The sequence below is a fragment of the Sphaerochaeta sp. genome (assembly GCF_050178175.1).
Lineage (GTDB): Bacteria > Spirochaetota > Spirochaetia > Sphaerochaetales > Sphaerochaetaceae > Sphaerochaeta.
In genome coordinates this window covers 1-13,634 of sequence record NZ_JBFXGH010000056.1, presented here as the reverse complement: position 1 = coordinate 13,634, position 13,634 = coordinate 1, and the positions used below count along the sequence as shown (strand labels likewise).

12 protein-coding genes and 1 pseudogene are annotated in these 13,634 nt (G+C 49.6%); 7 read left to right on the top strand and 6 right to left on the bottom strand.

The genetic code is table 11. The features are described 5' to 3' along the window. A partial coding sequence (locus AB7S66_RS07640; protein WP_428518851.1) for a hypothetical protein occupies positions 1-291 on the top strand: 291 nt, incomplete at its 5' end. Positions 292-321: 30 nt separating this feature from the next. Here the strand turns inward: AB7S66_RS07640 and leuS are convergent. From leuS to AB7S66_RS07610, 6 genes and pseudogenes are all read right to left on the bottom strand, one after another. Further along, complete coding sequence (gene leuS, locus AB7S66_RS07635) at positions 322-2,838, bottom strand: leucine--tRNA ligase (protein WP_428518850.1); 2,517 nt, start codon at positions 2,836-2,838, stop codon at positions 322-324. Positions 2,839-2,890: 52 nt separating this feature from the next. Next, on the bottom strand, positions 2,891-4,153 hold the full coding sequence (locus AB7S66_RS07630; RefSeq protein ID WP_428518849.1) for a hemolysin family protein: 1,263 nt from the start codon (positions 4,151-4,153) through the stop codon (positions 2,891-2,893). Between the two features lie 166 nt (positions 4,154-4,319). Further along, positions 4,320-4,709, bottom strand: coding sequence for a hypothetical protein (locus AB7S66_RS07625; RefSeq protein WP_428518848.1), 390 nt, complete (start codon positions 4,707-4,709; stop codon positions 4,320-4,322). A gap of 26 nt (positions 4,710-4,735) precedes the next feature. Continuing rightward, positions 4,736-4,867, bottom strand: a pseudogene (locus tag AB7S66_RS07620) (GNAT family N-acetyltransferase); the annotation flags it as partial. 27 nt (positions 4,868-4,894) lie between these two features. Next, a complete protein-coding gene (gene corA, locus AB7S66_RS07615) occupies positions 4,895-5,947 on the bottom strand; it encodes a magnesium/cobalt transporter CorA (RefSeq protein ID WP_428518847.1) in 1,053 nt (350 codons plus the stop codon). A 9-nt stretch (positions 5,948-5,956) separates the two neighbouring features. Next, positions 5,957-6,553 carry a lysoplasmalogenase family protein gene (locus AB7S66_RS07610; protein ID WP_428518846.1) on the bottom strand — a complete coding sequence of 199 codons (597 nt, stop codon included), beginning with the start codon at positions 6,551-6,553 and terminating at the stop codon, positions 5,957-5,959. Positions 6,554-6,648: 95 nt separating this feature from the next. Here AB7S66_RS07610 and AB7S66_RS07605 point away from each other — a divergent pair, with 95 nt between their 5' ends. From AB7S66_RS07605 to AB7S66_RS07580, 6 genes are all read left to right on the top strand, one after another. Beyond that, on the top strand, positions 6,649-8,451 hold the full coding sequence (locus AB7S66_RS07605) for a DNA topoisomerase IV subunit B (protein WP_428518845.1): 1,803 nt from the start codon (positions 6,649-6,651) through the stop codon (positions 8,449-8,451). After that, positions 8,451-10,430, top strand: a complete 1,980-nt coding sequence (locus AB7S66_RS07600; RefSeq protein ID WP_428518844.1) for a DNA topoisomerase IV subunit A — start codon at positions 8,451-8,453, stop codon at positions 10,428-10,430. Before AB7S66_RS07605 ends, AB7S66_RS07600 begins: the two co-directional genes overlap by 1 nt. Beyond that, positions 10,430-11,119 carry an RluA family pseudouridine synthase gene (locus AB7S66_RS07595; protein ID WP_428518843.1) on the top strand — a complete coding sequence of 230 codons (690 nt, stop codon included), beginning with the start codon at positions 10,430-10,432 and terminating at the stop codon, positions 11,117-11,119. The genes AB7S66_RS07600 and AB7S66_RS07595 overlap by 1 nt, the downstream gene beginning before the upstream one ends. Positions 11,120-11,193: 74 nt before the next feature. After that, on the top strand, positions 11,194-12,177 hold the full coding sequence (locus tag AB7S66_RS07590; protein WP_428518842.1) for an aldo/keto reductase: 984 nt from the start codon (positions 11,194-11,196) through the stop codon (positions 12,175-12,177). A gap of 159 nt (positions 12,178-12,336) precedes the next feature. Next, positions 12,337-12,993 (top strand): aspartate/glutamate racemase family protein, encoded by a 657-nt coding sequence (locus AB7S66_RS07585; RefSeq protein ID WP_428518841.1) that lies wholly within the window; start codon positions 12,337-12,339, stop codon positions 12,991-12,993. Between the two features lie 12 nt (positions 12,994-13,005). After that, positions 13,006-13,634 (top strand): transketolase (locus AB7S66_RS07580; protein WP_428518840.1); only part of this gene is annotated, 629 nt, incomplete at its 3' end.

The window sequence follows — 13,634 nt, the reverse complement described above, 5'->3', positions numbered from 1 at the left end:
CAGGAAGTGCCTATCGCCGAATTGTACGTTCAGGCAAAACACCGTGGAAGGGGAAGTGTCTCAATAACCTACTCCCCTCTCACTGATGGTACTCATTCAGTGCTGTATCAGATGGTCAGAGAAGATGGCAGGCAATTCAATGGTGGCTTTTGTGCTGAATACGAGGCAAGCAATCAACAGAGAAGGACCTACAGGCTCTGTTCGCTAAAAGCCATTCTCTCTCGTCCATTGCGGGAAGAGGAAACGCATCTGACAAGTACCATTGTTCTTGATCTTTCTGTCGAGCTGTAAAAAACAGGAGACTTGAAGTCTCCTGTCATGCTAGCGAACTACAATATTCACCAACTTATCTGGGACCACAATCTCCTTGACGATGGTCTTTCCTTCAATCCACTGCTGGATCTTCTCACTCTCTTTGGCCATAGCAAGCGCTGATGCCTTGTCCATGCCTTTGGAAACAGTCTGTTTGTCTCGGACCTTTCCGTTGACTTGGAACACCATCTCAATCTCCTCATCGATGGTCAGCTTCTCCTCAAAGGTAGGCCAACTCACCTTGGTGAGACTCTCCTTGTTGCCGAGTTTCTCCCAGAGTTCCTCAGCAATGTGCGGGACATACGGGCCAAGGAGTTTTACCAAGGTCTCTGCTACCACACGGGGGAACTCATCAACCTTGTACAGCTCGTTGACCAACACCATCATCTGGCTGATGGCCGTATTGAAGTTCAATGTTGCCGTATCGTGGGTTACCTTCTTGATGGTTTTATGCAGGGTCTTGTTCAATTCCTTGGATGGCTCATCATCAGTGATGGGTCTTTCCTCATAGAGTCTCCAAACCCTGTCCAGGAATCGGTAGATACCGTTCAGACCTGTGGTTGCCCATGGTTTTGAAACCTCAAGGGGGCCCATGAACATCTCATACATGCGCATGGAGTCGGCTCCATATTCCTGGATGATCTCATCAGGATTGATGACGTTCTTCAGGCTCTTGGACATCTTGGCAATGACCCGCTCGAGTTTCTGCCCAGTCTCCTTCTCGACAAAGACGTCGGTCTCGACTTCTTCCACCATATCGGTTGGGACAAGGCTCTTGTCCGGCCTCTGGTAGGCGTAGCTGGTAATCATTCCCTGATTTACCAACCGTTTGAAGGGCTCACTGGTGGAAACCAATCCGAGGTCAAAGAGTACCTTGTGCCAGAAGCGGGCATAGAGCAGGTGCAGCACTGCATGCTCTGCTCCACCGACGTAGAGATCAACCGGCATCCAATACTGTTCCTTTTCCTTGCTCACAAACTCTTTGTCATTGTTTGGATCAAGATAGCGCAGGTAATACCAGCAGGAACCTGCCCACTGGGGCATGGTATTGGTTTCTCTTTTTGCTGCTGCACCGCAAACCGGGCAGGTGGTTTCTACCCAACTTTCAATTTTGGCAAGCGGGCTTTCACCGGTGCCGCTTGGTTCATAGCTGGACACCTCGGGCAGCAGCAGTGGTAGCTGATCCTCTGGAATGGGGACCGTTCCACAATTTGGGCAGTGTACCAAGGGGATCGGTTCTCCCCAGTACCGCTGACGACTGAAAATCCAGTCACGTAACTTGTAATTTACGGACTTGGTACCCAATTCCCTCTCTTCCAGCCAGGCAATCATTGTGTTGATGGCGTCTTCTTTGTTGAGGCCGTCGAGGAAGTCACTGTTTACGTGGATTCCATCCTCAGTCCATGCTTCTTCCTGGACATCGACATCACTTTTAAGTACTTCAATGATCGGAAGATTGAATTTCTTAGCAAACTCCCAGTCACGCTTATCGTGGGCGGGAACCGCCATGATGGCTCCAGTGCCGTAGCTGATCAATACGTAGTCAGCAATCCAGATGGGGATTTTCTTGCCATTTACCGGGTTGATTGCATAACTGCCACTGAAAACACCGGTCTTGTCCTTTGCCAGGTCGGTACGCTCGAGATCACTCTTTCTGGCAGTCGCCTCAAGGTACTCCTCCACCGCACTCTTTTGTTCCACGCTGGTAAGTTTTTCTACCAAGGGGTGTTCTGGAGCAACAACCATGTAGGTGGCTCCAAAGAGGGTGTCGGGGCGGGTGGTATATACCTCAAGGCTGTCATCCATCCCATCAATCTGGAAGACGACTGAGGCTCCCTCACTTCTTCCAATCCAGTTTTGCTGCATGAGCTTCACTGACTCGGGCCAGTTTACACTGTCCAGGTCAGCGAGCAGCCTGTCTGCATATTCAGTAATCTTGAGCACCCACTGGCGGATGCTTTTCCGTACAACTGTGGTTCCGCAACGTTCACACTTTCCGTCCTTCACTTCTTCATTAGCCAAGCCGGTCTTGCAGTTGTCACACCAGTTGATCGGGGTGTGGGACTCATAGGCCAGTCCTTGCTTGTAGAGCTGGAGGAAAATCCACTGCGTCCAGCGGTAGTATTCACTTGTATGGGTGGAGATTTCCCGGTTCCAGTCGTAGCTGAAACCCAGGCGTTTGATCTGCTTTCGGAAGTTCTCGATGTTCTTCTCTGTGGTTACCTTGGGATGGGTGCCTGTCTTTATCGCATAGTTCTCAGCAGGCAACCCGAATGAGTCGAATCCCATCGGATGCAGGACGTTGTAGCCATTCATACGGAGGTAACGGCAGTAGATGTCGGTTGCGGTGTACCCCTCTGGGTGTCCCACGTGCAACCCTGCCCCGGATGGGTAGGGGAACATGTCCAAAACGTACACACGCTTATCTTCTGGTACGCTCTCGTCCTCGGTTACGGCAAAACTCTGGTTGTCTTCCCAGTATTTTTGCCATTTTGTCTCAATTTCACTGAAGGGATATTTGCTCATGGAAGCAATCATACCTTTGGAGTGCTGTTCAGTCAACGTATGAAAGCATTTCTCAGAGGGTTCCATCATCCACAGTGGGGGAAAATTCCACTGCTTCCATCCTGTTTCCCTTCATGGAGATGATTCTGAAGGTCCCGAGCTGTGACTGTACCACATCCCCCTGATCGGGTATGTTCCCGATCTGGTCAAGCAGGTATGCAGCAACCGTACTGGTTTTCTGCTTGCATGCATCGGTATCGAGGTCCAGTTCATCCACCAGTTGCTGGAACGGTGTATCTGCCATAACAAGGAACGTGCCCGGGTTTTTCTCCCTCTCCACGATACGGTCAGGATACCTCCGTTCATGCTCATCATAGAGCTCTCCAAACAGTTGCTCGGCTACATCCTCCATGGTGACCACACCGCTGAACCCACCATACTCATCCAGAACGATCGCTTGCTGGAGCTTGGCTTTCTTGAAGCGGAAAAAGACATCATCAAGATGCATTTGTTCTGGGACAAAAATTGGTTCGCGGATAATGGAAGAGATCGGGCGTCCCATCTGCTTTTTCAGTTGCGTGCGAAGGATGTCTCGAACCAGTACAATACCGATGATGTTCTCCGGGCTTCCATGAAAAACAGGGATACGACTGAATCCCGCTTTCACTATGGAGGGGAATGCATCACGGATGGTGAGCTCGTCACTGATGCAGAATACATTGGTCCTGTGGGTCATGATGGTTCTTACCTGGGTTTCGCTGAAATGGATTGCCCGCTGCATGAGATCCGATTCATACCGGTCCACCAAACCGACATCCTCGGCTGCATCAACCATGTGCATCACCCCTTCAGTGGTGATGGTCGGTTCAGCGTGGGAGGCAAAGAGCCTGGTGATAATCGCAGAGAAATGCCTGAGCAACCAGACCACAGGAAACATGACCACCTCGAGGAAACGCAATGGATATGCCATGAAGACAGCAATTTTCATGTTATGGGTGAGCGCCAATTGCTTCGGCGTGATCTCGCCGAAAATAAGAATAACCAGGGTAAGCAAACCGGTAGCATACCCAACTGGCTGACTGGAAAAGAACTCGATGGAGAACGTGGTGACCAGGGACGATACCGTGATATTCACTACATTGTTTCCCACCAGGACGGTCGTGATGAGCTCTTCAGGCTTCTGGCTGAGTTTATACACCAATTTAGCTGCACGTTTCTTGCGGTTTTCCAGAATTTTTAGTTGCACAAAGGAGAGTGAGGTAAATGCCGTCTCTGTGGCAGAAAAGACTCCAGAGAGGATCAACAGGATGATGATGGCGGTTAGTTGTACGTGCATGTACACCTCCCAGCCACTGACAAACAAAACGGGTGTTCAATTGAGCACCCCATACTAGGTAACGGGTCTTCCATAATGGAATCAGTATAGCAACAGTTTCACCCACCAGACAAGTGGAATAGCCCTGGGAGGAGGGAAAAAGGTTTCTCTAACCAGATGCCTTGGTTTATAGGGTGTAGATCATCTCGCTCTGGGTAAGGAGAAGGGAGAATCCCATGTGGGTCAATACACAACCAAGTACTTCATAATCGCTGGAGACATTCAGGATTCCCAGTGTTGGGGTTTCTATACAGTTTTTTGCTGTAATGATGGCCTTTTTGGCAAATCCTTGTCTTCTGTATTGTGGCTCTATATAGATTTGGGCTATTGAACCTTTAGTGGGATTGAAGCAAATAACCCCGTGTTTGACAGCGTCATGCACAATATCATAGGCGGTAAATCCCCCACGGCTGATACATGCATCGCTGTTCTGCCAGCTGGGATACTGATGTTCTCCTGTTTCTGCAACTGTACAGAGGACGTGCCATCCAGCATCTCTTTCTTGATTTGATAGCAAAGCAGGCTTCTGGTGATGGAAAATCCGTGACGCAGGTAAAGCGATTTTGCTCTTTCATTCGTATCGATGACTTCCAGCAAGAAGGAGGTGAAGCCACGTTGCTTGATATGGACCACCGTGGCATCGATCAATTGGTGGGCATATCCATTTCCTTGATAAGATGGATATGTGGGAGAGAGGGGATGTTACCACCAGTGTTTCCTCCAGAAATAGTATGCCATCGCAAAGACCACCAGCATACAACACACCAACATCCCGTAGAAACCCCATCTATAGTTTGCCAGTGGTATGTATGAGAAATTCATTCCGTAGAGACCGGTCAGAAAGGTCAAGGGGATGAATATGGTGCTGATAATTGTCAGTACTTTCATGATGGAGTTCATTTTTGTATCGAGGCTGGAGAGATAGACTTCCATGACACTGCTGACTGTTTCCCTGAGCATCTCACACTCTTCAGCAAGCCAGAGAGCATGGTCTTGGATGTCGGTGAGCAATATCTTGGTATTCTTATCCAGATACGGGTGTTCCACTCTGATCATGGTGGCGAGGATATCTTTCAGGGGGCTGGTCATCCTCCTCAGCGAGAGAATCTTCGCCTTATGCTTATGGATGGTAGGTGCATCAGTGGAACTCGGCGAGGTAATCACAAGCTGTTCCAGTTCATCGGTCTCATTCTCCAGTTCATCAGCTCGCACCAGGTATTGGTCGACGACCCGGTCGATGAGTGTGTGGAAGAGGACGCTGCTGTCTCCTCCCTGCAATTTGGTCTGCGGATCTTCCAACTGACGTATGGCAGGGAGGAATACCTCACTTGCATACTCTGTGATGGAGAGCACCCAATGCTTCCCAAGGAAGAGGGAGAGCTGTTGGTCTTCGGTGGTTTCCGTGGGAAGAATTCTCAGGGTAACGGCAAGATACTGCTCATAGCTGTCGAGTTTCAGGCGTTGATCGGTGGAGAATACATCCTCAAGGCTGAGGGTGGAAAGGGAAAATGCCTTTGCAACCTCGACGATGGACATGATATTGGACAGTCCACTGATTTGCACCCAGCAACGTTGGTTCTCTTTCGGTAGCACAAACCCTTCTGCCACCTCATACGAACCTGCTGAGTAGAGGTGAGTGTGAATTCTGGTCGCTTCGGGTTGCCCGTCTCCCACAAAGACAAGGGATCCGGCAGCCAGTCCTTCCTTTTTCTTATGGAGGGGCTGGCGAGTTTGGTGTGTGTGATGAGGTTTCATTATGTTCTCCTACAGAGCGGTGAATCCAAGAACCAGCAAGAGTTGGGCCAGTATATAACTTCCCATCTCACTGGTATTGCTTATGTGTCTTATTTCTAGGCTATCCAATCCGATCATGGTATCGCTTATTATGAACAGCACTATTCCCATGATGCAGAGCAGCGAGGCAAGGCCGGTCAACAGGGAAGCTAGCATGAAGAGCAGCATTGCATATGCGAGGTATTTGGCAGCACCCTTCTGCTTCCCTATCAGGCGATACAACAGGCTGTAGGGAATCATGAGTCCTGCAAAAGCAATGGCTGTGAGAATCCAGTCCACACCCAACGATAGGACGTGGATGCCGTAGAAGATATGGCACACTGCAAAACTTGCCATACCCCAGAAGAAATGGCTTCCTTGATGGCCCTTGTTCAACAGTGCATCAGCGATGGTGGCAAAGAGAAGTGCAGCAAGAAGCAGGGGATAGTTCCCCTGTTGCATGAGAAATAGCATCAAGGTTGGCATCAACAGAACTTTTGTCAAATCTCCAAGAAATTGGTATCCTTCCGAGCGGAAGCTGAGGTGGGTAAAAGAGATGCCAAGGTAAACCAAGAGGATGCTGTTCATATCCATAGGGTAGTGCACTGACCTGTCATCCTGCAAGAGATTTATTCTGTCGACTATTTTGCCATCATTATAGAATTCTGTTATAATGCACAGTCATGGCGAAGACAACATATGATGAATCGAAAATCCTTACGCTCAGCGCGTTGGAACATATTCGAAAACGTCCCGGTATGTATATCGGGCGGTTGGGAAACGGTACCCATGTCGATGATGGTATCTACATCCTTCTCAAGGAGGTGGTGGATAACAGTATCGACGAGTTCATCATGGGCTATGGAAGCCGTATCGTCATCCGCCTGAAAGAGAGCGAGGTGTCGGTGAGAGACTTCGGACGCGGCATTCCCCTCGGGAAAGTGGTTGACTGTGTCTCAATCATCAATACCGGTGCAAAGTATAGTGATGATGTCTTCCAGTTCTCTGTTGGCCTCAATGGTGTTGGTACCAAGGCAGTGAATGCCCTCTCCTCACATTTCCAGGTCACCAGCTATCGTGAAGGTAAATACAGCACGGCTATCTTCGAGAAAGGCGTGCTGGTCAGAGAAAAGAGTGGCGAGACAGAGGAAGCCGATGGTACTGAAGTACTCTTCACCCCTGACCCGGAACTGTTTGGTGAGTACTCCTATAATGAGGATTTTGTCATCTCCAGGATCTGGAGCTATGCCTATCTGAATACAGGACTCACAATCAATTACAATAATCGCGCCTATAAATCATCCAATGGACTGTACGACCTTCTGGATAAAGAGGTGGGCGTGGAAAATCTCTACTCGATCATCCACTACCAGAGCAAGCAGCTTGAGTTTGCCTTGACCCATGTGACCGGTTCTTATGGTGAGAACTACTTCTCCTATGTGAATGGCCAGCATACCACCGATGGGGGAACCCATCAGAGTGCCTTCAAGGAAGGTATTCTCAAAGGTATAAACGAATACTTCAAGAAGAACTGGGCCCCACAGGATGTGCGGGAAGGGGTGGTTGGCGCCATTGCTGTCAAGATCAAGGAACCGGTATTTGAATCCCAGACGAAGAACAAACTCAGCAATACCGAAATCAGGACCTGGATTGTCAATGAAGTAAAGGACGCCATTGTCGACTTCCTGTTGAAAAACACTGCAGAAGCGGAGAAAATCAACCAGAAGATCCTCAACAACGAGAAACTTCGCAAAGAGCTGAATGAGGTAAAGAAGGGTGCAAGGGAGTCGGCCAAGAAGGTCAGCCTGAATATCCCCAAGCTCAAGGATTGCAAGTATCACCTGGGGCAGAGCAATGCACACCAGGAAGCGTGTGAGAACTCCATGATCTTCCTCACCGAGGGAGATAGTGCCAGCGGTACCATCACCAAGACACGTGATGTCATGACCCAGGCGGTATTCAGCCTCAGGGGAAAGATAGTCAACGTGTTTGGGAAGAAGAAAACGGAAATATACAAGAACGCTGAGCTCTATAATATGATGGTGGCACTTGGCATAGAGAACGGAGTGGAAGGACTACGGTACGGAAAAGTGATCATTGCTACCGATGCCGACACTGATGGCTTCCATATCCGTAACCTGTTGATGACCTATTTTCTGACCTATTTTGAGGATCTGGTGCTCTCCGGTCGGCTCTATATCCTGGAGACTCCCTTGTTCCGTGTACGGAACAAGACACAGACGGTATACTGTTACAGCGAGAAGGAACGGAACCACGCCACAAGCCAGATAAGGAATGCTGAGGTGACCAGGTTCAAAGGGCTTGGTGAGATAGACCCGAAGGAGTTCGGCCAATTCATCGGGGAGGATATGCGTCTGCTTCCTGTCTCCATTGCTGGTATGAATGAGATGCATAAAACCATGGAGTTCTATATGGGCAACAATACCCCTGAAAGACGCGAATTCATTATGGAGAATCTGATCTGATGACCCAGGCACACGCAATTTTCAAAGAGAACTTCCTGGAATACGCAAGCTATGTCATCAAGGAGCGGGCAATCCCCGATCTGGTGGATGGGTTCAAACCTGTACAGAGGAGAATCATCCATACGCTCTTTGAGATGGATGACGGCAAGTTTCACAAGGTAGCAAACGTAGTCGGGTGGGCGATGCGTTACCACCCGCATGGGGACTCTTCCATCTACGAAGCCTTGGTAAATCTTGCCAACTGTGACTTGTTTATCGAGCGACAGGGTAACTACGGAAATATCTTGACCGGGGACAGGGCTGCTGCGGCTCGATACATCGAATGCCGTCTCCTCCCGTTTGCCAAGAAGGTGTTGTATAATCCTGAGCTTACCGAGTTTGTGGAATCCTATGATGGAAGGAACAAGGAACCTGTAGCATTCCCTGCCAAGATTCCTGTAGTCCTCATACAAGGGGTTAGTGGTATTGCTGTAGGCATGAGTACCTATATCCTTCCCCATAACCCGATTGAGGTGTTTGACGCAATGGCGGCCTCCTTGCGGGGAGAGTCATACGAACTTTATCCAGATTTCCCTGGGGGAGGCATCGTTGATGTCGATGACTATAACGATGGACGGGGTTCAGTCTCCATCAGGGCAAAACTGAACACCAAGGATCCAAAACGAATAATCATTGAGGAACTCCCCTATGGGACCACCAGTGAGATGATGATCCGCTCGGTCGAGGATGCAGCCAAGAAAGGGAAGCTGAAGATCAGCTCGATTACCGACTATACCGCCGAGAAGGTGAACATCGAGATCAGTCTCGCCCGAAACACCTATGCAAAGGAAATTGTGGATGCCTTGTATGCCTATACGGCATGTGAGACCAAGCTCTCCGTCAATCCACTTGTGATCAGGGATAATACCCCGACCATCATGGGGGTGCATGCGATACTGGATTTCCATGCTCATCACTTGGTTGAGGTCCTTGAAGCAGAGTTGAAGCTGGAGAAGGGACATCTGTTGGACAAGCTCCATTACCGGACCCTGGAAAGAATCTTTGTTGAAGAGCGGATCTACAAGCGCATCGAACAGAAAAGGAGTGCTGAGGATGTGAACAAGGCTGTTGTCAGTGGGTTCAAGCCGTTTGCTGAAGAGCTGCTCCGCCCGCTTGATGGTGAGGATGTTGAACGTCTGCTCAAGATCCCCATCCGACGCATCAGCTTGTTTGACATTGAGAAGAACCATCAGGAAATTGAGTCAATCAACAATCAGCTTGCAGATATTGAGAAGAAGCTTGCAGATCTTACCGGTTATGCGCTCTCGTTCATTGCAGAGTTGAAAGCGCTCATGTCCGATGAGGAGCATAAGCGCAAGAGTACGATCAAGAAGTTTGATATGGTCGATGTGAAAGAGGTTGCTGAGCGCAATCTGCCCCTTCGCTACGATGCCGTCGCCGGGTACCTTGGCTATGATGTAAAGAAAGGAAACACCCTGTTCGACGTCAGTCCCTTTGACCGCATCCTGGTAATCCGCAAGGACGGGAACTATCAGGTGATAGATGCACCCGAGAAGGAGTTTGTCGGGAAGGGGATGCTCTATTGTGGGCTCGCTGACAAGGACGAGCTTGCCAAGATTGTCTTTACGGTCATTTACCAGGAGAAAACCTACAAGTATCTCTTCATCAAGCGGTGCCAGATTGTGAGCTACCAGCTGAAGAAGCTCTACCCACTGGTACCGGAAGGGAACTTCAAGATCGTCAAGTTGTCCACCTTCGAGAATGCTGAGATGACCCTTACCTATAAGAAAAAACCGGGGATCAGGATTCTGGAGGAGAAGTTCTACTTCTCCGATTACAAACCTAAAGGGGTAAAGGCAAACGGGGTTCGCCTGGCTGTCAAGGAAGTGGCTTCCATACGGCTCAGGGCAGTAAAGGAAGTGGTACACGAAGACCAGAAGGAACCGTCGCTCTTCGATGATGAGATGGAGAGGGAATAATGGAGCTACTGGAAGGCCGGATCCTGTATGAGGACAACCACTTGATCGTGGTGAACAAGCGTGGTGGTGAGTTGGTACAAGGAGACAAGACCGGAGATAAAACACTGGCGGACCTTGTCAAGGAATACCTGAAGGTAACCTATGAAAAGAAGGGGAATGTCTATCTGGGCATCCCCCATCGCTTGGACCGGCCAACCAGTGGTTTGGTGATTTTTGCCAAGACTGAAAAGGCCCTGGTCAGGATGAATGAGCTCTTCAAGGGCAATACCGTGAAGAAGACCTACTGGGCGATTGTGGATAAGGTCCCCAACGATACAGAGGGTACCTTGCTTCACTACATCATCCGCGATACCAAGGCGAACAAGAGTGTAGCGCTTCCTGTGGAGAGACAGAAAGGGAAGCTTGCAAAGATGGACTACCGTCTTATCGCTGCGAGTAAAACCTACTTCCTCCTTGAGGTATTGCTGCATACCGGCAGACATCACCAGATCAGGGCACAGCTTGCTGCAATTGGCCTGCATATCAAGGGGGACCTCAAGTATGGTTTTCCCCGTTCCAACCCCGATGGGGGGATTTGCCTCCATGCAAGGTCCATCACCTTTGTTCATCCGGTACGCAAGGAAGAGATAACCATTGTTGCCGACCCCCCGCAAGATGCCTTATGGGATGCATTCCTCTCTCAGCTCTAAGGCAGGAATTCCTTGCTTTTTGTATGAGCGCTTCCTAGAATGAAGAGAGATACACAAAAAATGGAGGATCAAGTATGAAGAAAAGACCGTTTGGTACGAATAAGACCATGGTTTCCGAGGTTGGATTGGGAACCTGGCAGATTGGTGGTTCATGGGGTACCGTTGAGGATGAGACTGCCATGAAAATCCTCCAGACCGCCTCTGATGCGGGTATCACCTTTTTCGATACCGCTGACGTATATGGAGATGGGAGGAGCGAAAAGTTCATTGGGAAATTTCTTAAATCCCAACGAGACTCCTTCTTTGTTGCTACCAAATTGGGACGTGGTGGAGATCCGGGTTGGCCTGGGAATTTCACTCCTGAGGCAATGATCCGCCACACCGATGCATCCCTTTCCCGTTTGGGGGTAGAGCGCTTGGATTTGATCCAGTTGCACTGTATTCCCCGGGATGTCCTGGCCGATGGGGCTGTCTTTGATGTCCTGAGGGACCTGAAAAAGCAAGGAAAGATTGCCGACTTCGGGGCAAGTGTTGAGTCTGTGGAAGAGGGATTGATCTGTCTGAAAGAGGAGGGAATTGCTTCTCTGCAGGTAATCTTCAATATATTCCGACAGAAACTGATCACCGACCTCTTCGGTAAGGCCAAGGAAAAAGAGGTTTCCATCATTGCCCGTGTCCCTTTGGCAAGTGGACTGCTCTCGGGAAAGATGACGAAAAATACCACCTTTGATGAGAGCGACCACCGTAACTTCAATCGCGATGGGGCTGCTTTCAATGTTGGTGAGACGTTTGCAGGTGTTCCTTTTGAAAAGGGAGTTGAACTTGCTGAAGAGCTCAAGGCAATGAAGCCGGAGGGAATGACTCTTGCCCAGATGGCACTGCGTTGGATTCTCGACTTTGATGCTGTCTCTGTGGTAATTCCTGGTGCCAGCAGGCCATCACAGGTGCTGGACAATGCAGCAATTTCCGATCTTCCCCCTCTCTCAGCTGAGCTGCATAAGAAATTGGAGAAGTTCTATCAGGAAAAGGTGGCACAGCATATCCGTGGTCCCTATTAACCAATACTCCCCATTCACAGATTATATCAGGACTCCTTTCAGGGGTCCTGAATTTTAATCCCCAAGAAGTCTGCCTGATTGTTTCTTGACAGATTGAAAAATGCGTTTTATTCTTCATATGTATGATGTATGATGTTATAGGAATTGGGAGGAGTATTCATGGCTGAACACACGATTGCAGCAATCTATACTGGAGCTGCCTTGGTAAAACCACTGTCGGATCTGATGAAAGAGACCCTTGGTGATTACAAGATAATGAACATACTCGATGACAGCATGATCGCTGACATCATCGAGGCGGGGGGAATGACCAAGGCTGTGAAGAGACGGCTTTATGGCTACTATGAGATTGCTTGTGCATCGGGTGCTGAGCTGATCCTCAACACGTGTTCCTCAATCGGGGATGCAGTATATGGTGCAAGGGAGTTTTTTCCCATCCCGATCATTCGAATTGATGAGCCGATGGCTCGCCGGGCGATAGAGCTCACTGATTCAATCGCCGTCCTGGCAACCCTTCCCACCACCTTGGATCCAACCATCCGATTATTGGAAAGATGTGCACAGGAGGCAGGGAAACCAATCAGGACCATCAGTGCATTGGCCGAGGGGGCCTTCCCAGCCATTACTGCAGGGGACGCAGAAACCCATGACCGGCTGATTGCAGAGACGGCAAAACGGGTGGCTGATTCCTGTGATGTGATTCTTCTTGCCCAGGGCTCGATGGCAAGAATGGAGAAGCCGCTTGCCGAGCTTACCGGCAAGACGGTGCTCAGCAGTCCTCGCCTGGGTATTGAGCAGATCAAGGGACTGTTGTAGAAGGAGGAACCCATGGATCTTGAAGCTTTGCATGCGATGTCTTTGCAGCTTAGGAGGGATGTCGTTGAGATGGTTTACCGAACAAAGGATGGCCATCCCAGTCCGAGTTTTTCAGTTGCAGATATTATTACCGCCCTCTACTTTGAGGTGATGAATATTGATCCGTCAAACCCAGGGAAAAGCGATCGCGATCGCTTTGTACTCTCCAAGGGACACGCTTGTCCTGTATTGTATGCTGCCCTCGCCAGGCGGGGTTATTTCCCGGTGGACGATCTGTATACCCTGCGATACCTACATTCCAAGTTGCAGGGACATCCCTATGCACCAAAGACCAAGGGGCTTGATGCAACCACGGGCTCGCTTGGAAACGGAGTCTCGATTGGACTGGGCATGGCCTTGGCCGCTCGAATCCAGAAGCAAGCAAATCGGGTGTATGTAATCACCGGGGATGGTGAGCTTGGGGAAGGAATGCTCTGGGAAGCAGCAATGGCTGCAAGCCATCAGAAGGCAGCAAACCTGACGGTATTCATAGACAACAACAACTACCAGAGTGGAGGGACAGTCGATGAGATATCGGGTCCCTATCCTATTGAGGATAAGTGGAAAGCCTTCGGTTGGCATACCCAGAGCATTGACGGGCA